The 26,258-nt window shown below is 53.3% G+C and carries 26 protein-coding genes and 1 riboswitch; of the genes, 4 read left to right on the top strand and 22 right to left on the bottom strand.

The genetic code is table 11. The features are described from left to right. Positions 1–1,078: 1,078 nt before the first annotated feature. The 11 genes from M3650_RS07365 to cobD form a co-directional block, all read right to left on the bottom strand. A complete protein-coding gene (locus M3650_RS07365; RefSeq protein WP_251573566.1) occupies positions 1,079–2,698 on the bottom strand; it encodes a cobyric acid synthase in 1,620 nt (539 codons plus the stop codon). Positions 2,699–2,705: 7 nt separating this feature from the next. After that, the gene (gene cobS, locus M3650_RS07360; RefSeq protein WP_233695951.1) at positions 2,706–3,548 is read right to left on the bottom strand and encodes an adenosylcobinamide-GDP ribazoletransferase; all 843 of its coding nucleotides are present in this window, start codon (positions 3,546–3,548) and stop codon (positions 2,706–2,708) included. After that, positions 3,545–4,111: a bifunctional adenosylcobinamide kinase/adenosylcobinamide-phosphate guanylyltransferase gene (gene cobU, locus M3650_RS07355; protein WP_233695952.1), complete on the bottom strand. Its 567-nt coding sequence runs from the start codon at positions 4,109–4,111 to the stop codon at positions 3,545–3,547. The genes cobS and cobU overlap by 4 nt, the downstream gene beginning before the upstream one ends. Continuing rightward, entirely contained in the window at positions 4,108–5,172 is a 1,065-nt protein-coding gene (cobT, locus tag M3650_RS07350) for a nicotinate-nucleotide--dimethylbenzimidazole phosphoribosyltransferase (protein ID WP_233695953.1), read from the bottom strand. Before cobT ends, cobU begins: the two co-directional genes overlap by 4 nt. A gap of 44 nt (positions 5,173–5,216) precedes the next feature. Then, positions 5,217–6,047 (bottom strand): ABC transporter ATP-binding protein, encoded by an 831-nt coding sequence (locus M3650_RS07345; protein WP_233695954.1) that lies wholly within the window; start codon positions 6,045–6,047, stop codon positions 5,217–5,219. Further along, entirely contained in the window at positions 6,044–7,087 is a 1,044-nt protein-coding gene (locus M3650_RS07340) for a FecCD family ABC transporter permease (RefSeq protein ID WP_233695955.1), read from the bottom strand. Before M3650_RS07340 ends, M3650_RS07345 begins: the two co-directional genes overlap by 4 nt. Before the next feature lie 17 nt (positions 7,088–7,104). Next, positions 7,105–8,121 carry an ABC transporter substrate-binding protein gene (locus M3650_RS07335; protein ID WP_251573565.1) on the bottom strand — a complete coding sequence of 339 codons (1,017 nt, stop codon included), beginning with the start codon at positions 8,119–8,121 and terminating at the stop codon, positions 7,105–7,107. A 313-nt stretch (positions 8,122–8,434) separates the two neighbouring features. Next, positions 8,435–8,645: riboswitch (cobalamin riboswitch) on the bottom strand. A 181-nt stretch (positions 8,646–8,826) separates the two neighbouring features. After that, positions 8,827–9,597: a histidine phosphatase family protein gene (locus M3650_RS07330; protein WP_233695957.1), complete on the bottom strand. Its 771-nt coding sequence runs from the start codon at positions 9,595–9,597 to the stop codon at positions 8,827–8,829. A gap of 117 nt (positions 9,598–9,714) precedes the next feature. Further along, positions 9,715–10,680 carry an adenosylcobinamide-phosphate synthase CbiB gene (cbiB, locus tag M3650_RS07325; RefSeq protein WP_251573564.1) on the bottom strand — a complete coding sequence of 322 codons (966 nt, stop codon included), beginning with the start codon at positions 10,678–10,680 and terminating at the stop codon, positions 9,715–9,717. 128 nt (positions 10,681–10,808) lie between these two features. Further along, entirely contained in the window at positions 10,809–11,546 is a 738-nt protein-coding gene (locus M3650_RS07320) for an adenosylcobinamide amidohydrolase (RefSeq protein ID WP_251573563.1), read from the bottom strand. A gap of 55 nt (positions 11,547–11,601) precedes the next feature. After that, a complete protein-coding gene (gene cobD, locus M3650_RS07315; RefSeq protein WP_483311733.1) occupies positions 11,602–12,690 on the bottom strand; it encodes a threonine-phosphate decarboxylase CobD in 1,089 nt (362 codons plus the stop codon). Positions 12,691–13,018: 328 nt separating this feature from the next. On the opposite strand from cobD, the gene M3650_RS07310 reads away from it, so the two are divergent. Next, on the top strand, positions 13,019–13,483 hold the full coding sequence (locus tag M3650_RS07310; protein WP_019423041.1) for a hypothetical protein: 465 nt from the start codon (positions 13,019–13,021) through the stop codon (positions 13,481–13,483). 113 nt (positions 13,484–13,596) lie between these two features. On the opposite strand, the gene M3650_RS07305 is transcribed toward M3650_RS07310, so the two are convergent. After that, complete coding sequence (locus tag M3650_RS07305) at positions 13,597–14,154, bottom strand: nitroreductase family protein (protein ID WP_251573561.1); 558 nt, start codon at positions 14,152–14,154, stop codon at positions 13,597–13,599. 143 nt (positions 14,155–14,297) lie between these two features. Here M3650_RS07305 and lplA point away from each other — a divergent pair, with 143 nt between their 5' ends. Continuing rightward, positions 14,298–15,302 (top strand): lipoate--protein ligase, encoded by a 1,005-nt coding sequence (gene lplA / locus M3650_RS07300; protein WP_251573560.1) that lies wholly within the window; start codon positions 14,298–14,300, stop codon positions 15,300–15,302. A 277-nt stretch (positions 15,303–15,579) separates the two neighbouring features. On the opposite strand, the gene M3650_RS07295 is transcribed toward lplA, so the two are convergent. The 7 genes from M3650_RS07295 to M3650_RS33115 all read right to left on the bottom strand — a co-directional run bounded on the left by M3650_RS07295 (position 15,580) and on the right by M3650_RS33115 (position 20,851). Continuing rightward, positions 15,580–16,437, bottom strand: coding sequence for a MurR/RpiR family transcriptional regulator (locus tag M3650_RS07295; RefSeq protein ID WP_251573559.1), 858 nt, complete (start codon positions 16,435–16,437; stop codon positions 15,580–15,582). Positions 16,438–16,869: 432 nt separating this feature from the next. Then, positions 16,870–17,166: a YrdB family protein gene (locus M3650_RS07290; RefSeq protein ID WP_251573558.1), complete on the bottom strand. Its 297-nt coding sequence runs from the start codon at positions 17,164–17,166 to the stop codon at positions 16,870–16,872. 17 nt (positions 17,167–17,183) lie between these two features. Next, entirely contained in the window at positions 17,184–17,873 is a 690-nt protein-coding gene (locus M3650_RS07285; RefSeq protein WP_251573557.1) for an N-acetylmannosamine-6-phosphate 2-epimerase, read from the bottom strand. A 145-nt stretch (positions 17,874–18,018) separates the two neighbouring features. After that, complete coding sequence (locus tag M3650_RS07280; protein ID WP_251573556.1) at positions 18,019–18,909, bottom strand: ROK family protein; 891 nt, start codon at positions 18,907–18,909, stop codon at positions 18,019–18,021. Positions 18,910–19,073: 164 nt separating this feature from the next. Beyond that, a complete protein-coding gene (locus M3650_RS07275; protein ID WP_251573555.1) occupies positions 19,074–19,934 on the bottom strand; it encodes a MurR/RpiR family transcriptional regulator in 861 nt (286 codons plus the stop codon). A 187-nt stretch (positions 19,935–20,121) separates the two neighbouring features. After that, positions 20,122–20,334, bottom strand: a complete 213-nt coding sequence (locus M3650_RS07270) for a hypothetical protein (protein ID WP_251573554.1) — start codon at positions 20,332–20,334, stop codon at positions 20,122–20,124. Positions 20,335–20,446: 112 nt separating this feature from the next. Next, positions 20,447–20,851, bottom strand: a complete 405-nt coding sequence (locus M3650_RS33115; RefSeq protein ID WP_483311731.1) for a hypothetical protein — start codon at positions 20,849–20,851, stop codon at positions 20,447–20,449. Between the two features lie 190 nt (positions 20,852–21,041). Here M3650_RS33115 and M3650_RS07255 point away from each other — a divergent pair, with 190 nt between their 5' ends. Continuing rightward, entirely contained in the window at positions 21,042–21,854 is an 813-nt protein-coding gene (locus M3650_RS07255) for a Cof-type HAD-IIB family hydrolase (RefSeq protein ID WP_026011214.1), read from the top strand. Positions 21,855–22,037: 183 nt separating this feature from the next. On the opposite strand, the gene M3650_RS07250 is transcribed toward M3650_RS07255, so the two are convergent. Further along, positions 22,038–22,964 carry an MBL fold metallo-hydrolase gene (locus M3650_RS07250; RefSeq protein WP_251573553.1) on the bottom strand — a complete coding sequence of 309 codons (927 nt, stop codon included), beginning with the start codon at positions 22,962–22,964 and terminating at the stop codon, positions 22,038–22,040. Positions 22,965–23,167: 203 nt separating this feature from the next. On the opposite strand from M3650_RS07250, the gene M3650_RS07245 reads away from it, so the two are divergent. Beyond that, complete coding sequence (locus tag M3650_RS07245) at positions 23,168–23,890, top strand: glycerophosphodiester phosphodiesterase (protein ID WP_251573552.1); 723 nt, start codon at positions 23,168–23,170, stop codon at positions 23,888–23,890. A gap of 168 nt (positions 23,891–24,058) precedes the next feature. Here the strand turns inward: M3650_RS07245 and M3650_RS07240 are convergent, their stop codons facing one another. Further along, positions 24,059–25,168: a sulfate ABC transporter substrate-binding protein gene (locus tag M3650_RS07240; RefSeq protein ID WP_251573551.1), complete on the bottom strand. Its 1,110-nt coding sequence runs from the start codon at positions 25,166–25,168 to the stop codon at positions 24,059–24,061. Between the two features lie 25 nt (positions 25,169–25,193). Then, positions 25,194–26,258, bottom strand: a complete 1,065-nt coding sequence (locus tag M3650_RS07235) for a sulfate/molybdate ABC transporter ATP-binding protein (protein WP_251573550.1) — start codon at positions 26,256–26,258, stop codon at positions 25,194–25,196.

The following is a 26,258-nucleotide window of genomic DNA, read 5'->3' as shown; positions in this document are numbered from 1 at the left end:
TGGCAAAAAAAGAAGAGCCCTAGCACATTTGCCAGACTCCCTTGATTGTAATCCCTTTACAGCTGCAACACAAGACAAATCAGCGCCGATTGAACGCTGTCAACTGAACGGGCAGCCCTAGCCGCTAGAATGCTGCGTTTGCTTGGACAACCTAACGGCATAATCCTCCCATGCGCGCAAGTAGTCCAGCACCTCAATGCCCTCTCTTTTCGATGCGATGAAGCTAAATATCCGCCCCACTATGCTAACATATTTCTGGCGTCTGATGATACGGCAGCCGCCACCAAGTGCAACCACTTTGCATTCCAATTCTGTTTTTGGCGAACTTCACCTGTTCCTGTTTTATTAGAAGTGATAATCATTATCCATATATGTTGTCAAAATCCTCGCTCTCTCATAGAAGAACATGTCCAGACTGCCCAGGCCATTTGCATGCGACTCTCAACTCTCGGGTTGCTCCAACAATCAATACGGGACTGCTCTCTCCTCTAAAAAAGGGCTACAAAAAGTCCTTTTTCCCACTCACCCCTTGATTCAGAAAAACGTGCATCCTATCGATCAACTAGTTGGTAACGTCCAGTCGCTCTTCACTGCGGGGATCAACCCCTTCTTTAACGCTGCAAGAAACCTCGTGGACCCGCTCCAATAAGAACAAGAATACGTCCGGTTCTCATTCAATAAGCCATGGTCCTTAGTAGCTAAAGCTGTTCCTTGAAACATCTGAATAATGGGGAGAGTGAGCAAAGGGGAAATTCAACGACACTTGGCTTGCTCAATCTGAATCTTGGGGAGAGTGGGCAAAGGGGAAATTCAACGACACTTGGCTTGCTCAATCTGAATCTTGGGGAGAGTGGGCAAAGGGACGTTTGGGTCGACTCTTCCGTGCTGAGTCTTGGGAAGAGTAAACAAAAAGGCACGGTGAGGCTAAGGAAAAAGCAGCCCGGAACTAATGACGCTAGTTCGAGACTGCCAATAACATAATCCTCCATACGAAGACATGACAATTATGTCCGTCCCCTATGTAACTAACTCTATTTCATATCAGCGGCTGCGATGCTTGCAGCATTCCGTTCACCTATCAGCGTCCGCACTCGCGCAGAATGCGATATATCCGGTCCATGTCCAGATGCTCGCGAACCGCATCCGCCAAGCGATCAAAGGCAGCCTCCCGTTGAGCGCCGAAATTCAAATCGCTCGGGAGAGGAGCGAGCCCCTTGGCCTGGCGCAGACCATTCAACCAGCCTCTGCGGAACCCGTCATTATGGAATAAACCGTGCATATACGTGCCCATGATGCGTCCGTTCGCATGGAGCATGCCGTCATAGCTATCGTAGCCGTCAAGGACCGCCCCGTCTTCTCCGTTCGCCTGCAGCTTCAAGAGCGGTTCGGCCGCGATATCGGACTTCGTCTGGACCGAGCGTCCCATATGGATCTCATAGCCTTCCATGCGGCAGCGATAAAGCGGAGTGTCGCGCAGCATGGACGCAGACACTGTGCCTTGCACCCGTTCCGTCCGTTTATCGGTTGCGAACTCCGTCTCCATCGGCAGCAGCGCCAAGCCGTCCATGACAGTGCCCGCTTCCGCCTCTGCCCCATATGGATCCAGAAGGCGCTCGCCTAACATCTGATAGCCTCCGCAAATGCCGACCACGACGCCATCCTTCGCATAGGACATAACCGCTTCAGCAAGTCCGTTCTCGTTAAGCCATTGCAGATCCGCCATCGTGCTCTTGGTCCCCGGAATGATGATTGCATCCGGCGCACCGAGCTCTTGAGGGCGGCGAATATAGCGGATGCGCACGTCTCGTTCCGCCGCCAGCGGGTCAATATCTGTGAAATTGGATATACGGGGCAAGGCTACGACGGCAATATCCAAGTCGTTCTCCGGCAGCACCTTCCCCTTCCACTGCTCAAGCGCAACGGAATCTTCCGCTTCGATGTCCAGATCATCCGCATAGGGCAGCACGCCGAGCACCGGAATCCCGGTCCGCTCCTCGAGCCAATCGAGTCCAGGCTGCAGCAGTGTGACATCCCCCCGGAACTTGTTGATGATGAAGCCCTGCACCCGCTCCCGTTCATGCGGCTCCAGCAGCTCCAGCGTGCCGACGATGGAAGCGAATACGCCGCCGCGGTCGATGTCCGCGACAAGCAGCACCGGCGCTTCCGCCCACGCCGCCATGTTCATGTTGACGATATCGTTCTGCTTAAGATTGATTTCAGCCGGACTGCCGGCCCCTTCCATCACGATGATATCGTACGCAGCGCGCAGCCGGTTCACCGCATCCACCACAGTTCGCTTCGCTTCAGGCAAGAAGCGGGTGCGGTAATCGCTTGCGCTTAGGTTCATGTAAGGCTTGCCATGCACGACGACTTGAGACTGCATGTCCTTCATCGGCTTAATCAGCACCGGGTTCATATCCGTCGTCGCCATAATGCCGCAAGCTTCCGCCTGCACGCCTTGCGCCCGGCCAATCTCCTTGCCATCCGGCGTAACATATGAGTTCAACGCCATATTTTGCGATTTGAACGGAGCGACATCGTAGCCGTCCTGCTTGAAGATACGGCATAATGCGGTAGTGACGACGCTCTTGCCTACATCGGATGCCGTTCCCTGCAGCATAATCGTTCGACCTTTGCTGCCGCCTTCCTCACATAACGGAACACGTACAGAAGCGTTCTTTACTTTATCCACATTCATCAAGCGTTCACCCTCTCCATCCGGTCATCAGCACGAGCAGCAGCAGCAAGATTGTTTCCGTCAGTTCGTTCATTGCTCCATAGGTATCGCCCGTCAAGCCTCCGAGCTTCTTGGACAAATAACGCGAGCATCCCCATACGGCACCCATCCCCAGCACAGGAGCGCCAAGCAGAAGCCACCACGGGTGAATCGCATATGCAGCTAGCGCTGCGAAGGAAGCAGACCATCCGGCCATTTCAAGTGGCACCGACACCATAATATATACGGTCGCCAGACTAAGCATAAGTGCGGAAAAGACTGCGCCAAGCAAATGCCCCCGGTGCAATCCTTGAAAATAACTGCCCAGCCCTGATTCCGCACGCGCATACGGCTCGTTCGTCATGCCCCATACCATTGCCGCTCTAGACCAGATAAAAGGGACGACAAGCCACAGCTGCCACGCCCCGGCCGTCATTAGACTTGCGATAAGAGACCACTTGAGCAACAGCACGAGGATGCAGGCGATGACTCCCATCGCTCCGACACGGCTGTCCTTCATAATTTCCAGCATTCGCTCGCGGGAACGATGGCTCAAGACGCCATCCGCCGTATCCATCAGCCCGTCCATGTGCAGTCCGCCGGTTAGGGCAACAGCCAGCGCCAGCGTCAATACCGCAGCCGGCCCTGCGGGCAGCACAAGCTGCAAGCCGAGTCCCGCTCCCCATATCAGAACGCCTACGATACATCCTGCCCAGGGGTAGAACAAGGTGCTTCGCTTGAGCACCTCGTTCGTAAAAGGAACATTCACAGGAACCGGAATTCTGGTCAGAAACTGAATTGCCGCAATAAATGCCTGTAGCCATTGCTTCATAGCTGAACCATCCTGCTCTTTATTTCGATCGGTATGCCCGCCGTGACGAGATACACTTCATCTGCCCGTGCCGCAATACGTTGATTCAGCCGGCCTGCTGCATCGCGAAAGATGCGCCCAAGCTTGTAAGCGGGCACGACACCGCTGCCGACTTCATTCGTCACCATCACGATGGTGCCTTGCGCCGCCGTCAACGCGTCCAGCATATCATCGATACGCGCATACAGTCTTTGCTCCATCTCCGGGCCTTCCCCCAGTTCCTGCTCTGCATGCAGCAACTCGTTCGAAAGCCACAGCGTCAGGCAATCGATGAGCACCGCCGATTCATCCGCTTCTTTCACCCATTCCGGCAGTTGCAGCGGACAATTGGCGGTGAGCCACGCATAGCCTGAAGCTTCTCGCTCCGCTTGATGCAGCCGGATCCGCTCCCGCATCTCATCATCATGCGCTTCCGCCGTCGCGACATAAGCGCCCCCTTGCGGGGCCAGCTTCTGGAGCAGCCGCTCCGCGAACGTGCTCTTCCCGCTGCGCGCGCCGCCAGTTACAAGGATGATGCGGTTCATTGGCCGTCGTCCTTACCGGATACGCCTGCTTCGGCAAAGGTGGCCATCTCGCGCATAATGCGCAAGGAAGCATCGATGAGCTGGAACATGAGCACTCCGCCTGTCCCTTCGCCCAGTCGCATATTTAGATGCAGGCACGGCCGCAATTCCAATTCCGCCAGCAGCGCCGCATGCCCCCGTTCCTCCGACAAGTGTGATCCTATCAAATACGGCTTCACGTCAGGAGCCAAGCGGACGGCGGTCAAGGCGGCAGCGCTGGATATGAAGCCGTCGATGACGACCGGCGTACGATTCGCCGCCGCACCGAGAATGACGCCGACCAAGCCGGCAATCTCCAAGCCGCCGACCTTCGCCAGCACATCGAGCGCATCTTCCGCATTCGGTTGATTCACTTCGAGCGCGCGGCGGACGACACTGCACTTATGTTCCCATTGGGCATCGCCGATGCCTGTTCCGCGTCCGACCGCGTCAGCCGCTGGCAAGCCGGTAAACGCGCACAGAATGGCGGCGCTGGCCGTCGTATTGCCGATTCCCATCTCGCCTGTCGAGAAGAGACGGTATCCGGATTGAACACATTCCTGCACCGTATCCACACCAGCCTGAATGGCGGCTTCCGCCTCCGCACGCGTCATCGCAGGCCCCTTGGCCATGTTGGCTGTCCCTCTTCTCACCTTGCGCGACTGCAGGTTCGGGTCGGCCAAGTCGGCATTGACGCCCACATCGACACAGATGACGTCGGCCCCGGCTTCGCGTGCCAGCACGTTAACCGCCGCTCCGCCACGCAGGAAGTTATGAACCATCTGCGGCGTTACCTCGGCCGGGAATGCGCTGACTCCTTCTTCACAGACTCCGTGATCACCTGCCATGACAATGACTGCCTTCTTCTCTAACAGCGGCTTCGCTTCACCTGTAATTCCCGCCAACTGAACCGCAAGGTGCTCAAGCAGGCCCAAGCTTCCTGGGGGCTTCGTCAATTGGTTCTGATGCTGAAGCGCTGCCTGCATCGCTTGCTCGTCTACAGGCTGAATTCTGTCAATAAGTCGTTGAAGTTGTTCTGTCATCCCTGTTCATCTCCGTTGTCAATAATTTTGGTTTACAAATTCGTCTACGCATTGCCGTGCTGAGGGCAAATGAGCACCTGCGGCCGGCCGATCTCCGGATGCGGCACGATCGTCGTCCGCGTCGCGAAGATACGTTCCAGCAGCTCCGCAGACATCAGTTCATCCGGACTTCCCTCCGCGATCAGCTTGCCCTCGTGCAGCACGATGAGGCGGTCGCAATAGAGGGAGGCCAAGTTCAAGTCATGCAGCACCGACACGACCGTCAGGCCGCAATCTTGCTGCCAATCGCGCACGACATCCATGAATTGGACTTGATAATGGATGTCGAGGTAGGTGGTCGGCTCATCCAGCAGCACGATGCTCGGCGACTGGGCCATCAGCTTCGCCAGCGCAGCCCGCTGTCGCTGTCCTCCGCTTAATCGGTCAAGCGGACGATCCGCGAGTGGAGTCAACTGCAGCCGATCCATAATGCCGTCAATGAACGGACCGCTGTCTTCGCCTTCCGAACCGAGCCACGATTGATATGGGAATCGTCCCATCTCAACAATTTCGCGCACGGTGAAGTTAAGCGGAGGCAGCGCCTCCTGCTGCAGCACCGCCATCAACTGCGATAACGCCTTGCGCTTATAAGAGGCAAGCGCCCGACCCTGAATGCGGACACGTCCGGCAGACACGGTATCCGCCCCCGATACGAGCGACAAGAGCGTCGATTTCCCGCTTCCGTTCGGTCCGATGATGCCGACCCATTCTCCGGGCTGCACGGAAAGCGATACGTTGTCGAGCACCGTTTTGTCGCCATAACGTTTGCACAGCCGCTCCGCGTGAATGATTGGTTCCGCTGATTGCGCCTCCTGCTGTGCCAGCATATGTCTCATGACCATTTCCCCCGTTTCGTACGCTTGTTCCGAATGAGCAGGTAAGCAAAGAAGGGCGCGCCGATAAATGCAGTCACCACGCCGAGAGGAATTTCCGTCGGTGCAAACGCCGTTCTTGCAATCGTATCCGCCCACATCACATAGATTGCGCCGCCCACCGCTGAGAGCGGAATCAAATAGCGGTAATCCGGACCGACGATTAAACGCAATATGTGCGGAACGACCAAGCCGACAAAGCCGATGACGCCAGATACGGACACCGCCGCCGCCGTAATTAATGTGGCGGTAAGCAGCACTACCCACTTCGTGCGCTCCACATGAAGCCCGAGATGAGAGGCCTGCCGCTCGCCCAATGCGAGCAGATTAAGCGGTCTTGCATAGGAAATGAGAATAATGATGCCGATAGCCAAGTAAGGGCCCAGCACAACCGTATAGGACCATCCGCGCAGCGCCAAGCTGCCCATGACCCAGAACAATATTTCGTTAATCGTTTGCTTCGTCATCGCGACTAAGAAGGAGACGATCGCGCCAAGAAAGGCTTGCATAACGACCCCTGACAAAATAAGCGTTTCAATCGGGATTTTCCCGCCGTCATTGGCAAGTCTCATGACGATAATAAGCGTCAGCGTCCCTGTTGCGAAAGCGACGACCGGAATGGTCCACTCTCCGAGCAGCGCGTATTGGAGCCCGAAGTATATAAGAAGGGCCGCGCCGACGGACGCGCCGGACGATACGCCCAGAGTGTACGGGTCAGCCAACGGATTGCGCAGCACGCCTTGAAACGCGGTGCCTGCCACACCGAGCGCTGCTCCGACCAACATCGCAAGCACGACGCGTGGAAAGCGCACCTTCATCATAATTTGCGCAGAGGCGTCATCCCAGGTCACCGGAAATATAGAGTCCAAGCCCGGTATATGATGGAGCAAGATGCGTGTCATTTCACCTAAAGGCATCTGCACCGAGCCTACAGCCAAGCATCCCACAACGGACAAGAGGAGAAGCGCAAAGCTCGCTCCTCCATACCATACAATCTTTTTCATCTATTTCTCCGCATCGGTTATTTCACCAAGTCAGGGTAAATCGCTTTTGCAACGGCTTTGAGCCCCTCCGCCACACGAGGTCCCGGACGGCTGAGCAAATTTTGATCCACAGCGATAACTTGGTTGTTTTTAATCGCGTTAATGTTATTCCACCCGCTACGTCCGCGGATGATTTCTTCCAATGACTTGTTCGTATCCTGGTCGACAACCCCTTGGGTGTACAAAATGACGTCAGGATTCGACTTGATGATGTTCTCCTCGTTGATTTGCACCCAGCCTTCCGCATCCGCTGCTACGTTCGTAGCGCCGGCAAGCTCGATCATCTCATTCATGAACTCACCGCTGCCTACTGTCCAACCTGGGGAGAACTCAATGTACACTTTTTTCTTGTCGGTAACGCTTTGCACAGCAGTTTGTACTTCTTCGCGCGCTTTCTTCATTTGCTCAACGACTGCTTGCGCTTCTTTTTGACGATCCGTAATTTGACCGTACAGTTCTATGTTTTTAATAACGTCATCATATGTCTTCGGTTCCACTTTGAAAATTTTAATGCCTAGCTCGCGGAATTTGTTCACGACTGGCTCTTTCATGGAGATGCCGGTGAAGACAATATCTGGCTTCGCTGCAATAATCGCCTCTTCATTCGGTTTTACGATACCGCCCATCTTCGCCTTCGAGGCGGCTGCTTCTGGATAGTCGTCATAGTCGGATACCCCGACAATTTGTTCATCCAAGCCAAGAGCAAACAACGACTCTGTCTCTGCCGGCGATACCGAGATGATGCGCTCCGGCGCTTTGTCGAAGGTGAACTCTTCACCAGTGACGTCTTTCACGGTAAGCGGATATGTCGTCTTCGCAGCGTCATCCTGCTTCGGTTGCTCTGTATTGGAAGCTTCTTTATTTGTGTTCTCCTGCTGCGCCGCCGTGTTGTCGGAAGGCTTCACTTCCCCTGTGCTCGCGCCGCAAGCCGTCAAGCTTACTGCCAAAATAACTGCCAATACGGCTGCCAATGTTTTATTCAGCCATTTGTGCATACATGTTCCTCTCCCTTGCTTAATATATTCCTTGAGTGTGAATCGTCTTCTGTGAACTGGAGCAAACGCGGTAAACGCAGTGCGCAATAATGGTCAGGTGACGAGCATATCCCTTCATCTATATACAATAGGTTGTCAAAGAACACAGTGTTAAAAAACCCCCGATCCTACGGATCGGGGGACTTCGTCTCACTTAGCCTATAAGGTACGACACGGCATAGCCAGCGCCATGCTTACCGCAACAGCGGTATCGACAGCGTCTTGCATTGCCTCATGCCATACTTTGTAGACGTGGTCCCTTCCGCGAAGGATATTGCTCGTCTATCTTCAGGCAGGTCTCCTGACTTAGGAGCTGCACGTTGCCGCTCGCCTTCCCGTCGCCGCATCCGAACATCTGTACATCCGGCGCCGCATCGACAGTGGCTTCATGAGCGCAACACTCCATTCACAGTGGCGGGACCGCGCCGGAATTTCACCGGCTTCCCTATTAACCTTGGGCATGGATCATATATTAGATCGGATCAATCGTATCCGTACACGCAAGGGCCTGAAGAAATTGCACTATTCATTTGTCCGTTCAAGCATTGAACTTGATAATAGATTATAGGGGAAAAGCTCCGTTCTTGCAATAAGGTTGCTCACAAGGGCAACCTGTCTCCCGATACAAATCAACAATCCGGCCATCTCGCGCCCCGGCTGCCCCCACTATAGAGAGGGAAAACGCTCAGCTCGCAGGAACACCCATTTGCGCGCGCAACGCTTCGCCGTAATCATAACACCGCCGCCAATCGGCGCAGCCGCCTCCCAGAACGATTTGCGCGGGAATGCGAGCGTGTGCAGTCTCCGTACAATGCCGCCGTGGGTCACCACGAGCACGTCCGGGCGCGCCATTCGGCCAGACGCACCTTGCACGAAGCGGTCAGTCCGAATCCGAGCTTTTCGGTTCCTGCTCGTTCGCAGTGGACGATTCCGGGTGCGAGCCACACCTGACTGTTCCGGCACGGTGCGGATTTGCGCCCGCGCATTTCTCAGTATCTCCCACCATACATGTGCCGTACGCGTGCAGAATGACTGCCACGGTTCTCCCCGCGGCGGCTGCACGGACGACATATCATCCAGCCACTTTCGATATTGGGGCTCTTCCTTCAGATCGTTATAGGTCAAGCCTTCCCACATGCCGAAGTCGTACTCGCGCAGCCGTGTATCAACAGATGCTTCTCGGCTGTCGCGAGGCCGCAAGTACGCGATCGTTTCGCGGCAGCGGCGCATATCGCTTGTGTAGAGGATCGGAGCAGGGTGCGCCAATGCCCGGCGCAAAGGCCTCAGCTCCTCTGAAGCCTGTGGCAGGATGGAATCATCCGTATAACTAATATAACGCCGTTCTACATTCGCCTGCGTCAATCCGTGCCGCACGATCGCGAATCGCACGATGGTATCTCGTACGCCCTTTTTTCTGCGTACATTCCGTTTGGACATCGCACCTCTTGTTACCATTCCAGATGGGCTTGCTCCTGATCGGCGCCTCTTCTGACGGGGAGCTTTATATTGTCGTGTCAGTCTCATTTCATTCTTACTCCTTCATCCGCCATTCATCTACAGGAGCCATCCCCCGCGCGCATATAGCAGCACGGCAGCGATGACTGTGAAGCCCAGTGTACTGCCTGTCAGCAGACTGCAGGCAGCCGGAATATGCTGTGCTTGCAAAGGCTGGACCTCGTCTCCCATATAAGCACGCAACGATCGTACGCCCTTATACACATTATATCCACCGAGCCGGACACCAAGCGCCCCGGCTGCAGCCGCCTCCGGCCAGCCGCTGTTCGGGCTCGGGTGCCTCGGCGCGTCACGCTTGGCTGTCTGCCAAGCCCGCGTCCCGTCATATCCCTTCATCCAGGCGCATATCGCCATGAGAACTGCCGTCAAGCGGGCCGGAATCCAATTCGCAATGTCATCCAGCCGCGCGGAGGCCCAGCCTAAGTTGCCGTACTTCTCATTTTTATAACCGACCATCGAATCGAGCGTATTTACCGCCCGGTACGCCATAGCTAACGGCGCCCCACCGATAAGCGCGTAACATAACGGGGATATGACGGCATCCACAATATTCTCGGCTACGGTTTCAACCGTAGCGCGCACGACTTCAGGCTCGTCGAGTTCATCCGTATCACGTCCGACAATCATGCCGACTTCACGCCGCGCACCGTCGATGTCCCGTGCGGCTAACCGCTTATACACCGCCATCCCCGCATCCTTCAGTCCTTTGGTCGCAATCGTCGTGCCGATAAGAATCGCTTCGGCCGCCCATGCGAGAGAGAAATGAATTTCATGGAGTCCCCATAGCAGCGCCCATGTCAAAGCATAAGAGCCTCCAACGACAATGACCGGGAGCAGGATGCCGAGCGGCTTAAGCGCCGCTTCCGATGATGCCGCCTTGCGGATAGCATGCTCCAGCGCCGTGATCGCCTTTCCTATCATAATGACGGGATGGGGAATCCAACGAGGATCACCTATAATCCTGTCCCATATATATGCTGCTATGATGATGAACGCCGCTATCATTTCTTCCCCACCTTAATTGTTGCACCCGCATTCATTTGCTCTAACTCGACAGCTCATGCTTTGAGCTTCTCGGTTCTGAAAAGGGTTCTTTTTGAACATGCGCTATCAGCGCCTCAACGATTCGAGCGTTATGGAAACAACCGTCCGTCATCTTCATGCTGAGTCATAACCGCTTCCGTAACGGTCTTGTACACAAGCCGCCCAATTGCATTTCCAAGCGTGGTTGCTGTGCCCGCATAGGAATGCACTTCGGTATCGCGCCCGCTATCAAGCACCGCAAAAGCAATCGCGTCGGTCGTCGTTCCCGTCGCTATGCGCTCTGTCTCTTTATCATAAATATGTAAATCGGCTAGCGCCGCGCATTTCGCTTCCGTCGCCGTCATGAACACATTCCATACTGCCGCATCAGACAGCTTGCCATCCAACACGATTATCGTGTTTATCGTGCCAGGCTTGAGCGGTTCATACGCCGAGAATACTTGGCGAGGCAGTCCCGCACGAGCCGCATTGCTTGTCCCTGCCGTCGTAACACACAGCAACGAGCAGCCGTCCCCATGCTCCTCCGCGACTGACGCGTGAGTCACTTTTGCGGCCGTCATCAGGCCGACGGTATCATCTGGCTCATATCCCCATTGCTCGCACACGCCATGCATATACTTAACCGGATCGGAACAATCGAAGCCCTTGCGTACCATGCAATTCAAGATTCGGCTTCCTGTCCAGCTGCCGCCATGGTAGGCAGCACTGCTCCAGATGGGTACCCGCTGCGGCAAATCGACCGTCAAATGTTCCTGCCCCCAGCGGACATGGACGTCCGCAATACATTCGGTTGTATAGGCGCGCGCACCGTCGCGATAAGGCTGCATCGTTCTCCCCCTTGTTCCCGTTTTACTAGTAACAACGCTCTCTAATAACATCCTTTTAATGTAACACAGCTTGTACTGAAACCGCCAGATGTTCATTTAACGTTCGATTTTTAATTGCAATTCGGAAGTCGCCCGCCTTCAACCCTGTATACATATCGCAGTTGCGGATTAATATCCCTCTGCGCCCCAGTTCCTCCTGCAGCCGCTTCGCCGTCCAAAGCGTCGGTGCCCGGCAGAGCAGAAAGTTCGCTTCACTGGGCCACGTTTTGATACCGAGGCTGGCTAGGCGCTCGCGCAGCCAGGTCCGTTCCGTCACGATCAGCTCGCGCGTCGCTCGAACATAATCGTCATAATGCTTATCAGTGAGCAGAGCCTCTCCGGCAGCAAGCGCCAGTCCGTTGACGCTCCACGTCACCTGCTTCGCGCTCATCGCTGCAATCAACTCGGGATGAGCCACCGCATAGCCCAAGCGAAGGCCGGGAATGGCATAAAATTTCGTCAGCGAACGAATGATGATCAGCTGCTTATATTGATGCTGGACCGGAAGCAGTGAAACCTTCTCTTCATGCGGTAGAAAATCAATGAACGCTTCGTCGACAGCGAGCAGCGTATTCGTCTTCTCCGCCATACGGGCGGCCCGCTCCAACCGTTCGCGGTCATAGACGATGCCCGTAGGATTGTTCGGGTGTCCGATGAATACAAGATCGGTCTCCAGCATGAGCTGATACAGTTGTTCCTCCGTTGCCTGAAATCCTGCTTCCTCTTGTCCAACCACCGTTACGACATCCGCCCCGAATTGCCGTGACAAGGTCTCGTATTCCGAGAAGCAGGGGGCGATGACGCCGACGACCCGCGGCTGGAACGCAAGCAGAAGAAGCGCCATGCATTCAGCGGCGCCATTGCCGATGCCTATTCGTTCCTGTGGGACCTGCAGCCTGGCAGACAGCGCCGCTTTCATCTTCCGATGGCCCGGATCCGGGTAGTGAACGATACCCTCCAATGCTTGCTGCAACCGTTCCGCCACAATCGGCGGAGGTCCGAGCGGATTAATGTTAGCGCTGAAATCCAGAAATGCCTCACTCGATACGCCGAACGTATCCGCAGCCGTCCACACATCTCCTCCGTGTCCGAACCGTTCTATCATAGACATGTCAGCCTCCTTGTCCAGAAATAGACTATCTTTATATCAACGTGCCCCTACTTGCAACTCCCCTACAGAAGCTGTTATTATCAGCCAAGGGTCGATAAGATGGGGCGCTCATTTTAGAGGTTGTTGAACACGCGCTTATATCGTTTCTATTCGTACATTATGCGTAACGTTCCAGCGTTCGTCAAACGATTTTTCCTTTTCAACGAAATGCCGAAAAACATTGGAAAATCGCACACTATTACACATCTGTTAAATGTTGTATAATCACTGTACACTCTACATTTCGGCCGGAGTCGTCATGTAATTCGGAGGAGGGATAATTATGTCGGTGCATCACAAAACATCCTGGGCCTCTCTCAGCGCCGCCATCATTGTCACCATCTACTATGCAACGGTCCTGTTCCGCCTCAAGGGAGATATCGGACTGTACAGTACGGAAATGATGGCACTGGCTCGCAACGTCTTCGGCACTGCAGTAGTGGTTCAAGCCGTCATGTACTTTGTCAATTTCATGTCCAAGGACGAGCCTGAAGATAAAGATGTGGCACGCATGGTCTCGCTGCAAGCGAATCAGATGGCACTTGTCTTTCTCGTGCTTGCAGTCGCATGCTGCGCCGCCTATCTCATTTATGTGTCCGACACGCGCACTCTGCTGCTGTCTCCGCTTGTATGCGCCCATCTTCTCGTCAGCGTGCTGCTCTCGGCATGGATTATTAAGTATGCGGTAGAGCTGTTGCTGTATTATCGTTACTTGAAGCCGGACGCCATGGACCATCCACAAAAATGAAAACGATTACTTCTGAGGTTATAGCACAAAACTGCTGTGATAGCGCAAAGAAAAGCGCAGAGGCCTGTTGGCTTCTGCGCTTTTGTTGTTCATAATCGAATACATGAAGCCGTTTAGTTCAACACAGTGAAAAGTTCTTCCGCTGCTGTACGCGGGCGGGCCTTAGGCGCTTCGTCGAAATATCCGAGGCGAAGCACGCCGACGATTTTCTCTCCCGGATTGACTCCGGCAAGCTCGCGGAACTTCTTATTGTAAATGTAATCGCCTGTGTGCCACAGCATGCCGATCCCCTCTTCCCAGCCAAGCAATTGGAAGTTCTGAATGAGGCAGCTGACCGCCTCCAAATCCTCTTCCCAAATGGCCGGGCGCGGGTCCTCCGGCATGACGACAATCAAATAGGCCGGAACATTATTCAGGTGATTTAGGAACTTCTGCTTCTGCTCATCGGTTGCACCTTTCAGCTTCGTCTTGTCCAAGATGGTCATCAGGCCGTTAACGAGCTTCGATTTGCCCTCTCCTTCCGCATAGATGAAGCGCCATGGCTCGCGGAGCCCGTGGTTCGGCGCCCACACCGCATCGTCCAACAGTCGAAGCACCAGGCTTCGATCTACTGGTTTATCATTAAATTCATGAATACTCCGACGTTCACGAATAATAGAAGCAATGGACATGTTCGTCCTCCTTGGTTCAGCACTTATTACCGTGCATGTATTTACTATAACCCATTATATGTGATAACGATTATCAATATCAAATCTATTTTGTATTTTTTCTTAAATCGATTACAATAACATCATAAGGAGGCGGACGAGCAATGAAATTTATCGATAATCAAGGCATTACCGATCCCCGCATGAATCTCGCAATCGAGGAGTTCGTGCTCAAGCATTTACCGCTGGAAGAAGAGAGCTATTTATTGTTCTATATCAACGAACCTTCCATCATTATCGGGAAGAACCAGAATACGATTGAGGAGATTAACTCCGAATACGTCAAAGACAACCATATTCACGTGGTTCGCCGCCTATCCGGCGGCGGCGCCGTGTATCACGATACAGGTAATTTGAATTTCAGCTTCATTACGAAGGATGACGGCCAGTCGTTCCACAACTTCCGCAAATTCACCCAGCCCGTCATCGATACGCTCCGCTCACTCGGTGTCGATGCAGACTTAACAGGGCGCAATGACATTCAAGTCGGCGAACGGAAGATTTCCGGCAACGCGCAGTTCTCTACACGCGGCCGCATGTTCAGTCACGGCACGCTGCTCTTCCAATCAGAGATGGAGCACGTCGCTTCGGCGCTCAAGGTGCGTCAGATCAAAATTGAATCCAAAGGAACAAAATCGGTCCGCTCCCGCGTAGCCAACATTTCCGAGTTCCTGAACGAGCCGCTCACCATCGGGCAGTTCAAAGCAGCCATTCTCCGCCACATCTTCGGTGTAGAGCCAGACCAAGTGCCGCAGTACAAGCTAACCGCTGAGGACTGGGAGACGATTCATCGCATTTCGGAGGAGCGCTATCAGAACTGGGATTGGAACTATGGCCGATCCCCGAAATTCAATGTCGAGCACTCGAAGAAGTTCCCGGCGGGCATCGTCGACGTGCGCATGGACGTGGCGGATGGCATCATTCAATCGATGAAAATATACGGCGACTTCTTCGGTGTCGGCGAGGTGAGCGATATCGAGGCACGGGTGGCCGGCGTCCGCTATGAAGAGCAGGCGGTAAGAGAGGCGCTCGAAGAAATGAATGTCGAGCATTATCTCGGGAATATATCCAAGGAAGATTTCATCGGCTTGGTGATGCTACAAGAGTAGAGTGAAGCAGCGCTTCGCCGGGTAATCGGCGGAGCGCTTTTTTCTACTCTCTCTGCGCCCGATGCCCGCAACTGCAATAGTGCAGTTCAGCAGCCCGCAAGACACATACCAACCAATACCGAACAATGCCAACCAGTGCAAGCAGATGCAGGCCGACGCGAATCGTTGCGGACTGCATGTCCGCACACCAGAGCCCCTCTATCAATAATCGCCTGCAGCTACAAAAAACACCAGCCGCCCGCTTCGCATTCAGGCCGTTGGTATTTTTCACGTCGACTCAATACAGCTTATCGAGCACGGACTTCGCCGTCTGTTGAATCGCATGGTACGTCTTTTCCTTCGCTTTCAATGCCACGGCCGTCGATAGGATGTCCAGCACGTGAATTTGCGCCATCTTCGACGAGAAAGCCCCTCCTTGCAGCGGCGTTTCCCGCGAACGAATGAGCAGGATCGAATCCGCATACTTCGTAATCGGTGACTTCGCATGGCTCGTCAGACAGATGAAATACACGTTATTTTCCTTAGCCAGCCGAACGGTATCGACCAAGTCCTTCGTGCTGCCTGAGGTCGAGATACCGAAGACAACATCATTAGACGACATCAACGTCGCATTCATGGCCATTACGTGCGGATCGGTTACCGCTTCCCCTACGAAGCCGAGACGCATGAAGCGGTACTGAGCATCCATCGCCGTCATCGCAGATGAGCCGACTCCCATGAAGAACAAGCGTTGGGCCTTCAGAATGGCATCGACCGCCTTCTGCAGCTCGTTCATATTAAGCAGCGACAACGTATGCTCTAACGAGGCGATGTTCTCCATCGTCATCTTCTGTGCCACGATGGAGAGCTCATCGTTCTCTTCGATTTGGCTTTCCTGATGCTTCAGAGGCGTCACTAAATCTTTGGCTAGCGACAGCTTGAAATCCTGGTAGCTCTTAAAGCCAAGGTTGCGACAGAACCGCAGTACCGACGTTTCTCCGGCATCCGCCTTCTCCGCCAAATCCGTAACCGTGGCATACAGCACCGAATCGGGATCTTTCAACACATAATCGGCAATCTTCTTCTCCGTCTTCGTCAACGATGGATACATGCTGCGTGCAAGCAGCAGCGTATTGGTATGTTCGCCTGCGATCATGAACGAATCACCTCATTTTCTTCGCTTTTCGCACAGTTCACATTGACAGCGCTGCCAGTGGCGGCCGTTCGTTTGTCTGGCCATTACCAGCAGTTCACTCTATGGAACTGTACTAGCCCTATCATCTAGGCGATGTGTTACAACGCTTTCTTGTATGACTTGATATAAGTGGTTTTTCAGTTATCCACTGGGATGTGTTGCGGTCTGTCCGTTAGCAAGTTCGTCAGCAATCAGCTAGCAATCGGCTAGCAACTTTCCACCACGATTTAACCTGTTTCTACCTAGATTATAATGTATTCTCCGAATTAACTGCAATGAGATGCCTAAATGATTCCATCCACAAAAAATTCTGTATTCCAACTTACGGATAACCGCAATTATTATGTAGGCATAAGAAAAAGCCGCTCGTTTGAGCGACTCTCGGTTAATAGTTTATTGTTTGAAAGCAAATAGTAAGATTCGACTGATGAACGCTGCCGTAACAAAAATCAAGCTGAGTTTGGTTGGCCCGGAATAATATAAGGCAACTGCCGCTGACCCAAAGTCGGCAATCTCGACAGCCAATCGTGCAAGCTCGCCGATGTCGTATGTCGCCTTTGGAGACACAACTAAGCCCCAAACGATAGCAGCCAGCAGCGGTACGCCAATGCCTAACACGATTTTAATAAGCAATCCGTTTCCGGTTCGAAATCCCCAATATCCTAAACAAGCTAGAGCGCATAACTCCAAAATAAAGTGACCGTAATTTACTTGGTATGCTGTTCAATTTCAGCAACAAACGCTTGGGTAATCAGCTGCGGCCTCGTAATCGCCGAACCGACGACAACCGCATGCACGCCAAGCTGCAGCATGCGAGCCGCCTGCGATGGCAAGTTGATTTTGCCTTCGGCAATGACCGGGATGCGCAAAGACTTGACGAGCTTCTCGACCAGCGAGAAGTTCGGCATCGCATCCTGCGGAGAATACGGAGTGTAGCCGGACAACGTCGTCGACACGCAATCAACTCCCAAGGATGCAGCATACAGAGCTTCATCTTCTGTAGAAATATCCGCCATAACCGTCTGCTGATGCTGCTTCGCATAGGCGATTATCTCCTCTAATGTTTCTCCGTTCGGACGCTTGCGGCGCGTGGCATCAAGAGCGATCATATCAACGCCAACGTCAATCAATTCTTTCACTTCGGTCATGGTCGGCGTAATGTAGATGTCGCTATCGTCATAATCCCGCTTCACAATACCGATAATTGGCAGGTCCGTGAGCTGCTTAATCTGTTCAATATCCTTCGCCATATTTGCCCGTATTCCCGCAGCTCCGCCCACTTCAGCAGCCATCGCCATCTTCGCCATCAACGCGGATCCATGCAGAGGCTCATCTTCTAAAGCTTGGCAAGATACGATCAGCCTGTTTTGTATTCGTTCCAATATGTGCTTCTCCATAACGCTTCAACTCCCATTGCTAGTCTTAACAATCTTTTGAACGGCTTCCGTAACGAGCCCTACCTCGAACATCCGGCTCCAAGGCATATAACTATCACGGATGTGAATGTCATAGCCAGGATCCTGAAGCCTTTTTGAACTTCGCTTATAGTCTTTCCCACACCATTTTGGCCGCTCCGATGGAACCGGCTTGATTCCCCAGCTTGGCCGCACTGATTGAAATGTGAAGCCCCAGACGCTCCACCCGCTCTTCCAACATGTCCCACCACACCGACTTGGAATCGACCATTCCGCCTCCGAGAAGGATCGTCTGCGGGTTAATGCCGAGATGGATATTATGAATGACGACAGTTAAATAATCGATGAACTGGTTCAGCACAGACGTAACGGCAGGATGGCCCTTCTCATATGCTTCAAATACCTCGACGCCCGACGGAAATTGTATATGCGCCGCCTCTGTGGCCGTTTGAACAAAAGCAGTGCCGGATATGTACTGCTCGATACAGCCCCGTTGACCGCAATTGCAAGGACGCCCATCAGGCACCAAAATGACGTGTCCCCATTCCCCTCCATTCCACTGCGCACCTCTTACGATCTTGCCGCCAATCCGATTGGCCCCGCCGACGCCCGTGCCTAGCGTCAGCATCGTCACGTCGGAGCAGCCTGCTCCAGCCCCGAGCCAGCACTCGCCAATAAGCGCCGTGTTGGCGTCGTTATCTACGCACACCCTGCGATGAAATACAGACTCTATCTCTTCCTTGAGATTACTTCCCTGCCAGCCTGGCAAATTATTAGTAGCGTATACGATTTCGCCGGTGTTCACATTGACCCGGCCTGCGGTGCCGATTCCGATACCTTCGCTGTCGGGATGCTGTTCCAGCAGCTGCCAGATGACATCCTTCACATTGGCAAGGATGCAGTCTTTGCCTTTGGCAGCATCTGTAGCTTGCTTCGTCTCGCCGACAATGCGCCCGTCTTGATCGGCGACGATCCCTTTAATCGAAGTACCTCCAATATCAATTCCAATCGCCTTCAAGTCCTTCTCCCTCCTCATGCCCTTTTACCAAACGAAACAAAACGGAAATAATTGTTTTAATTAGATTATATAGCGGATATATTCTTCTTATATACATATGTATCGCCGCTCAGCCCAGGATAGCACAGGCTAACGGCGATAAATCGTATCGCTGCCAAGCAAATTTAATACAGTTTGTCGGAGATTGATTTTGCAGACAATTCTCTAAATTTCAACGCTAGTTCCTTCATATGAAGCGACACAGCCACGTTCAGAATATCGATGACGGCAAGCTGTGAAATTTTGGCGGCCAACGAGCTGCCTTGCAGCGGATTTTCACGTGCTACAATGAGCAGGATGATATCCGCCACTTTTGTAATCGGCGACCGGGCATTGCTAGTTAGCGCAATCACCTTCGCTCCCGCTTTTTTCGCAATCATCAAGTTCTCGATCGTGTCCTTCGTGCTTCCAGAAATCGAGATGCCTACCGCAACGTCCTCTTTACTCATAAAAGCGGCTTGCATCGCCTGGAAATGAGTATCCGTCTTGGCGCTGCTTAACTTCCCGATACGGGAGAACGTGTGCGCTGCCTGCACTGCCGTCAAGCCCGAGGATCCTACGCCGAAGAAGAAAATGTTCTTCGCTTCAATCAAGGCTTCAATGGCTTGCCCCAGTTGACCAGGATCGACTAATTCACGGGTTTGCTCCAATGTATTAATGTGCGTGGCCACAATTTTCTGGCTCAGCACTTCCGGCTCATCCGTTTCGTTCACCGCCTGATGCAAATGCTCCGTCGGCTTCACCAAATCTTGCGCCAAGGACAGCTTGAACTCTTGAAACCCTTGAAACTTTAATTTGCGGCAAAACCGCAGCACCGTCGTCTCTCCGACATCGGCATTTTCAGCAAGCTCGGTAATGGAATGGTAGATGACATCTTGCGCATTTTCCATAATATATTGAGCTACCTTCTGTTCGGTTTTCGTCAATCCATTCAGGTGACTCCGAATGTTAAGCAGTGTTTTTCCCGTCTCATTGCCGCTAATCACATCTAATCCTCCTGTTCGTTCCGGAAGGAACGCAAATCTGTCGCTTGCCCGATAAAGAGCAGTTTCATTTCGGAATAAATCTTTCTTTTTATAATTAATGGAGGTAGTATTCTCCTTTATTCTTTTATATTATATGCAAAACTAGCGATTTGCAACAAAATGAAACCTAAAATTTGGTCATCATCTCTTATATAGTTAAATATTCAAAACTATATAAAAGAAAAACGCCAATCTTCGCGAAGCCGTACGCCACGATGGGGGCAATCATAGTGACCCCGAACACGCTCAATGCGGCAATGATTACAGTATTCCACGTATATTGAAAGAACGGAATGGAATGGATTGCGTCCGTATTGAGCTGCGGAGTTCGTCTTTCCGTTGTCGCAATCGAAGCCGCCATTACTTTTCACCTCCGTAATACACCTATTTCGCGGAAGTTCTAAACACCACATAGGTAAGAATCATGACGATGACGAACAACAACCATGCCATTGCAGAAGCATAGCCCATCTTCAGGAAGGAGAATGCCGTCTGATACAAATACAAATAAATGGCATAGAACAGCAGGGAATATCCGGTCCGCCAATGGCCTGATTGCTGCTATCCGCGAAGACGTAGCCTTGCGTAAAGAACTGCAGGGAACCGATAAGCCCCATGATGACAAGGAACAATGTCATCGGAGAAATCGACGGGAATGTAATATGCCTGAAGTTCATGCCGCCCATACCCGACTTGAACTTCGTCAACGGGTCAATGCCGAATTCTTTATAGTAACTAGCCTCATAAGCAATAGCATCCACGTTGGCCTGTTGATTGGCCGTTAATTTGCCATTAGCGTCATCCCAAGAACCGCCGAAAATAATGGGCCAGAACACGTTATCCACCCATATTGAAAGAAATAACTTTCTGTCAACCATAATTTTAAATTTACACTCCTTTTTTTATCTTTTAAAATGATTATTTCTTCTCTTGTCCCTGCTCTGATTATGGGTATGATGGCATCGGAATTGAAATAGGGCCCGCATGAGGTACAATAGGAGTACGTGTTCAAAAAGAGAATATGATATGAGGCTGCAGCGTACAGTCCATGAAATGGGGAGAGAAACGATGTATAAACTAATTGCCATTGACGTAGACGACACATTGATTACCGATGACAAAGAAGTGACGCCAGGCACGAAGCAAGCTCTGGAGCTGGCCATTGCCCAAGGCGTCGCCGTAACGCTGGCTACGGGCCGCATGTACGCGTCCGCGCATAATATTGCCTTACAGACCGGATTGAACGTGCCGCTCATTACGTATCAAGGCTCGCTTGTGAAAAATGTGATCGACGGACACGTATTGTACGAGCGTTCCGTACCGAAGGATGCCGCGCTCAGCCTGCTGCGTTATTGTGACGAGCATAAGCTTCACCTGCAACTCTACATTGACGACCATTTGTACGCCCGTGAAGAAAATGACAAGCTCATTGCCTATGCGAATCTGTCGAACATTCCGTATACGATCGAGCCGGATTTCGACAAGCTGCTCGCGTCGCCATCCACGAAGATGCTCATGATTGACGAGCCGGAGCGGCTGGACTCCATCGCTCCGGAACTGCGGGAGCTGCTCGGCCCAGACGTGCATATTACGAAGTCGAAGCCGAACTTCCTCGAAGTGACGCATCGTGAAGGCACCAAGGGCAGCGCGCTGCGCCATCTTGCCCAGCACTTCGGCTGCAGTCTGGAAGAGACCATCGCAATCGGAGACTCCTGGAACGATCATGATATGATTGAAGCTGCCGGACTCGGCGTCGCCATGGACAATGCTGTCGACTCGCTCAAAGCTGTCGCAGACTACGTGACGCTGAGCAATAACGAGGAAGGCGTTCGCCATGTCATCGAGAAGTTCGTGCTTCATCCAGCTCAAGCCAATCAATAACGCTTGACGAAGATACTACAAGCCGCTCCCCTAGTGTGTCAAAAATGTGCACACGGGGGAACGGCTTGTTTTTGTTGGCTTCGTTTCGGGTTGCCTCTGTTTGCCCCGAATTGCCTCCGCTTATTTTACTCTGCTTCGGCCTATCTCGCGCTGCTCCGTCCTATGTCGTCGCGATCCTGCCGCTCATCTGCCAATTCGCATCCCCGTACGCGCCAGAGTTACTTGCGGAAGCAGAGGATACGAATGCCGCAAATCGATATCGTGGGACATATGCGTAAATACGACCTGCTGCGGCTGAATGTCCTCTATTAGCCGGAACGCCTCTACCATATCATATACAGACCGGGTCGAATATTCCGCCTGCTCGTGATAGAAATTCGTCCCTAAAATAAGCAGGTCAAGCTCCTGAAACCATCTCAGCTCCTCCTCGCCCAAGCCGATCGCATCGGAGGCGTACACCCAGCTTCGCAAGCCTGGATTGGCGCTGTCATTCGGATAGGCTTGTCTCCGTCCCGAACCCGCGGCAGATTCATCGTCATTCACCCGATCAAATCGATACGCATAAGCATATCCATTCTTGCCATGATTCACCCGGATCGGACGGATGGACCATTCGTGCCAACGCCAAGGCTCCTCGATGCTCTGGAACGTCACGAACCGTTCTAGCCACGGATACATCATGCGAATTGTATCGCTCACCTCGGTCGGTGTAATGACACGCCCTTTGCGCTTCAGCCAGCGGCAAGCGTCCGCATAGGAGGTTAAGCCTGCGATATGATCTTGATGCGCATGCGTAATTAACAGCTCGTCCAGCCAAAGGATGCCTGCCCGCTCCATCTGACCCGTCCAATCGGGCCCGCAATCGATAAGCAGCTTATCCTCTCCCCGTTCCAGCAGCACGGACGAGCGGTACCTGCGATTGACTCCGCATCGTCTCGCTTCTTCGCACACCTCGCACGCACAGTACACGCGCGGCACTCCCATGGAATCCCCAGTCCCCCAGAACGTAATACTCCAGTCCACCGCGGCAGCGGGAGACTGATGCTGATGCCGGGCAGCAGCGTCTGCTTCGACCGACGTTGCGCGTGACGTTGTCGGATTGTGATCCATCTTCCCATTCCCCCTGCATCTATTGCATGAATCAGCTTTACAAAATAATAACGTAATCGTCCGGAATCCGTCATTGTTCTTCCGTCTATGATCCAGTATAATCGGTTTCAATTCAGCTTGCATTCTTCACCGACGGATCCGCCATGTTGCTACATGCATGATAACCTAGGCCCTATCATGTTCGCCATTTGAGGAGGATAAACATGAATAGCAATGCACTATTTAAAAATGTGGAAATTGTGGCACACCGCGGTTACGCAGCGGTGCACCCTGAAAATACAATGGCCGCCTTCCGCCGCTCGCTTGAGCTTGGCGCCGATTCCTTGGAAATTGACGTCCATCATTCTAAGGAAGGCATTCCCGTGGTCATCCATGACGATACGTTGGATCGAACGACAGATGGAACCGGCCCGATTCGCGAGAAGACGATTGCAGAGCTGCAGCAAGTGGACGCCGGCAAGAAATTCAAGCCCGAATTTGCCGGGTGCGGTATCCCATTGCTGGAGGAAGCGCTTGAACTGTGCGGAGGAACGGTCGGATTGCAGCTTGAGCTGAAGGAACGCATCACCGAAGGTGAGGCGCGTGGACTGCTGCATTTACTCGAGAACTATCGCATGACGGAGCGGACGATGTTCATCTCGTTCCATCTGGACAACTTGCGGCTCATGCGCTCTCTGCACCCGAATATCGAGCTTGGCTGGTTATCCGGCGAGCCGGTTGACCTCGCCACTTTGAAGGAGCTCGGCCGTGCCACGCTGCTTCTGCAATATGCAGTCGTGCTGCGGCAGCCGGAAATCGTGCAAGCGACGGAGGCGGCTGGTATCGGGCTTGGTGTATGGACAATACGCGATCTGCAGGACGCGTATCAGCTCGTTCAATTGGGCGTACGCCGATTAACTACAGACATCCCGCTCTATCGCGAATAACGACACGCAACTTCGGAAGCAGAAGCTCTTCGAGAGTGAATGCAAAATTCGATGTCGAGCAACATCTTACGATGCTGCGTGATCAAAAGGGGACTTTTTGAGCAACCTATAGAAGCGCAAGCGAATCTGACCTTAACGGCAGGCATCGCTTGCGCTGTTTCGTTGTATTCACTTCACTCCAGCCAGCACCTCGTACCATATGCCCCGCTTGCTGTACAGCGTCTCCTTGACATGGGACCAGCCTCCCATATCTTCGATGCGGAACAGCCCTTCCGGAACCGGATACTTCCGTTCCGTCGTACGGGCCGTCTCCTCTTGAACAGGCCGGAAGCCGGCTTCCGCGAACAATTGCTGTGCCTTGGCCTCTCGCAAATACGCAACAAACGCCCGCGCCACCTCCTCGGTGCCATGCTTCTTCGCATAGCGCTCAACAACGACCGCAGGATTTTCAATAAGAATCGTTTGCTTCGGAATCACCATGCCATACGTTACGCCTTCTCGTTTGCGCGACAAAATCTCGTTCTCGTACGTCACGATGACGTCGCCGACCCCATACTCAAAGGCGGCCATCGATGCTCTGCCGCTCTTGTCCATGGAAATGACATTGCGATGAATGCGCAGCAGCAGATCCTTCGCATGGCTCGGCCTGTCTAGGTTCTGCTCTGCAGCTGCCTTCAAGCCGGCGCCGTAGATTGCGTTAATATCCCACTGCGCCCCGCCGGACGTCTTCGGATTCGGGTAGAGCACCTCCACTCCCGGCTTCGTCAGATCCTCCCAATCCCGAATACCGAGCGGGTTGCCTTCCCGCGTTCCCATCACGACGATCGAGCGCGTCACCATACCGCCATAGGCGTCCTGCTCTTTCCAATCGGCAGGCAGCAAGCCGGCGCGCACCAGCTTGTCAACGTCCCCTTCCATGGCAAACAAGGCCACGTCCGCTTCCAGCCCGCCGGCAATTGACCGCGCCTGCGTGCCGGAAGCTTCGTATGACTCTTGGAAGACGACCTTCTGCCCCGTCTTCGCCTCCCAATCGGCTGCGAATTGGGGCAGAATGCTCCCGAGAGCTTCCTTCGCCACCGCGTAGGCGCCGATTACAAGCGTTACGCTATCCTTCTCCCTGTCTGCGTCCGCCCCCACCGCCTGCTTCAGCTGTGCCGGTGCAGCCGCATTCATCCCTTCCGGCGCGGATGAGGGAGATTCCCCGCTGCAAGCGGACAATACAAGGATGAAGAAAAGCAGCGCCGCCGCAACTGCATATTTTCTTTTGCCTGTACTCATCGCACGCCTCCTACTGAATCCGTCATTATATGAGAACCGGCAACGGGTCCTCTTTGAGCGCATTTTCCTGCATCCAGCTCCGGTCTTTATCGAATAAATAAATGCGATGGATAAGCACCTGCACACGTTCTCCGATATGAAGCACCGGACTTTCCAGCGACCGGTATGTCTTCAGCCTCATGCCGCCCACATCCACCTCCACCATCCACTCGCTGCCGCGAAAATGAAGCGCCTTGACCTTGCCTTGAACGCTTGCCGAAGGCAGCCGCACTTCGCCCTCTCTTCCGACTTCAATGTATTCCGGTCGAATGAGCGCCTTGCTCTCCTCTCCCGGCTTCATGCTCTCAAACCCTTTCAAAGTATGTGCATTCGACAGCAGCGTCGACTCACCGATAAATTCAGCCACAAATGGCGTCTCTGGCGTCTTGTAAATGTCCCATGGCGTCCCCATCTGCTCGACCCGCCCTTGATTAATAATCATTATTTCATCGGCCACCTCGATCGCCTCATCCTGATCATGGGTGACGAAGATCGAGGTGATGCCGACCCGTTCAATAAGCTCCTTTAGCCAACTGCGCAGCTCTTTACGGATCTTCGCATCAATGGCCGCGAATGGTTCATCCAGCAGCAATAACTGAGGCTCCGGCGCCAATGCCCGCGCAAAGGCGACGCGCTGCCGCTGCCCGCCTGACAGCTGATGCGGATACCGCCGTTCCACACCGCTCAGCCCCGTCAGCTCCACCAATTCGGCTACACGTTCCCGAATACGCGCTTTCGGCCACTTCTGAATCGTCAGGCCGAACGCGATATTTTCGAAGACCGTCATATGCTTGAACAGCGCATAATGCTGGAACACAAAGCCGATGCCGCGCTGCTGCGGGGGCACATCGTTCATAAACTTGCCTTGAAACGAAATTTCGCCGCTGTCCGGCTGCTCCAAGCCTGCCAGCATGCGCAGAACAGACGTCTTGCCGCCGCCGCTCGGACCGATCAGCCCGATTAATTGTCCAGCTTCAATGGAGAATCCCACATCCTGTACAGCGTGATAGGAGCCGAACCATTTGTTTAACTGACGAACCTCGATATGCAT

The sequence above is a fragment of the Paenibacillus sp. MER TA 81-3 genome, from assembly GCF_023713585.1.
Classification (GTDB): Bacteria; Bacillota; Bacilli; order Paenibacillales; family Paenibacillaceae; genus Paenibacillus_B; species Paenibacillus_B profundus.
The sequence above is the reverse complement of the archived record's forward strand: the minus strand, read 5'-3'. Positions and strand labels throughout refer to the sequence as shown.

Excerpts from the sequence above, each read along its gene's own strand:
- M3650_RS07365 (WP_251573566.1), bottom strand. The coding sequence starts at position 2,698 with ATGAATGTGGATAAAGTAAAGAACGCTTCTGTACGTGTTCCGTTATGT.
- cobS (WP_233695951.1), bottom strand. The coding sequence starts at position 3,548 with ATGAAGCAATGGCTACAGGCATTTATTGCGGCAATTCAGTTTCTGACC.
- cobU (WP_233695952.1), bottom strand. The coding sequence starts at position 4,111 with ATGAACCGCATCATCCTTGTAACTGGCGGCGCGCGCAGCGGGAAGAGC.
- cobT (WP_233695953.1), bottom strand. The coding sequence starts at position 5,172 with ATGACAGAACAACTTCAACGACTTATTGACAGAATTCAGCCTGTAGAC.
- M3650_RS07345 (WP_233695954.1), bottom strand. The coding sequence starts at position 6,047 with ATGAGACATATGCTGGCACAGCAGGAGGCGCAATCAGCGGAACCAATC.
- M3650_RS07340 (WP_233695955.1), bottom strand. The coding sequence starts at position 7,087 with ATGAAAAAGATTGTATGGTATGGAGGAGCGAGCTTTGCGCTTCTCCTC.
- M3650_RS07335 (WP_251573565.1), bottom strand. The coding sequence starts at position 8,121 with ATGCACAAATGGCTGAATAAAACATTGGCAGCCGTATTGGCAGTTATT.
- M3650_RS07330 (WP_233695957.1), bottom strand. The coding sequence starts at position 9,597 with ATGTCCAAACGGAATGTACGCAGAAAAAAGGGCGTACGAGATACCATC.
- cbiB (WP_251573564.1), bottom strand. The coding sequence starts at position 10,680 with ATGATAGCGGCGTTCATCATCATAGCAGCATATATATGGGACAGGATT.
- M3650_RS07320 (WP_251573563.1), bottom strand. The coding sequence starts at position 11,546 with ATGCAGCCTTATCGCGACGGTGCGCGCGCCTATACAACCGAATGTATT.
- cobD (WP_483311733.1), bottom strand. The coding sequence starts at position 12,690 with ATGATAGAACGGTTCGGACACGGAGGAGATGTGTGGACGGCTGCGGAT.
- M3650_RS07310 (WP_019423041.1), top strand. The coding sequence starts at position 13,019 with ATGTCGGTGCATCACAAAACATCCTGGGCCTCTCTCAGCGCCGCCATC.
- M3650_RS07305 (WP_251573561.1), bottom strand. The coding sequence starts at position 14,154 with ATGTCCATTGCTTCTATTATTCGTGAACGTCGGAGTATTCATGAATTT.
- lplA (WP_251573560.1), top strand. The coding sequence starts at position 14,298 with ATGAAATTTATCGATAATCAAGGCATTACCGATCCCCGCATGAATCTC.
- M3650_RS07295 (WP_251573559.1), bottom strand. The coding sequence starts at position 16,437 with ATGATCGCAGGCGAACATACCAATACGCTGCTGCTTGCACGCAGCATG.
- M3650_RS07285 (WP_251573557.1), bottom strand. The coding sequence starts at position 17,873 with ATGGAGAAGCACATATTGGAACGAATACAAAACAGGCTGATCGTATCT.
- M3650_RS07270 (WP_251573554.1), bottom strand. The coding sequence starts at position 20,334 with ATGGCGGCTTCGATTGCGACAACGGAAAGACGAACTCCGCAGCTCAAT.
- M3650_RS33115 (WP_483311731.1), bottom strand. The coding sequence starts at position 20,851 with ATGGTTGACAGAAAGTTATTTCTTTCAATATGGGTGGATAACGTGTTC.
- M3650_RS07255 (WP_026011214.1), top strand. The coding sequence starts at position 21,042 with ATGTATAAACTAATTGCCATTGACGTAGACGACACATTGATTACCGAT.
- M3650_RS07250 (WP_251573553.1), bottom strand. The coding sequence starts at position 22,964 with ATGGATCACAATCCGACAACGTCACGCGCAACGTCGGTCGAAGCAGAC.
- M3650_RS07245 (WP_251573552.1), top strand. The coding sequence starts at position 23,168 with ATGAATAGCAATGCACTATTTAAAAATGTGGAAATTGTGGCACACCGC.
- M3650_RS07240 (WP_251573551.1), bottom strand. The coding sequence starts at position 25,168 with ATGAGTACAGGCAAAAGAAAATATGCAGTTGCGGCGGCGCTGCTTTTC.
- M3650_RS07235 (WP_251573550.1), bottom strand. The coding sequence starts at position 26,258 with ATGCATATCGAGGTTCGTCAGTTAAACAAATGGTTCGGCTCCTATCAC.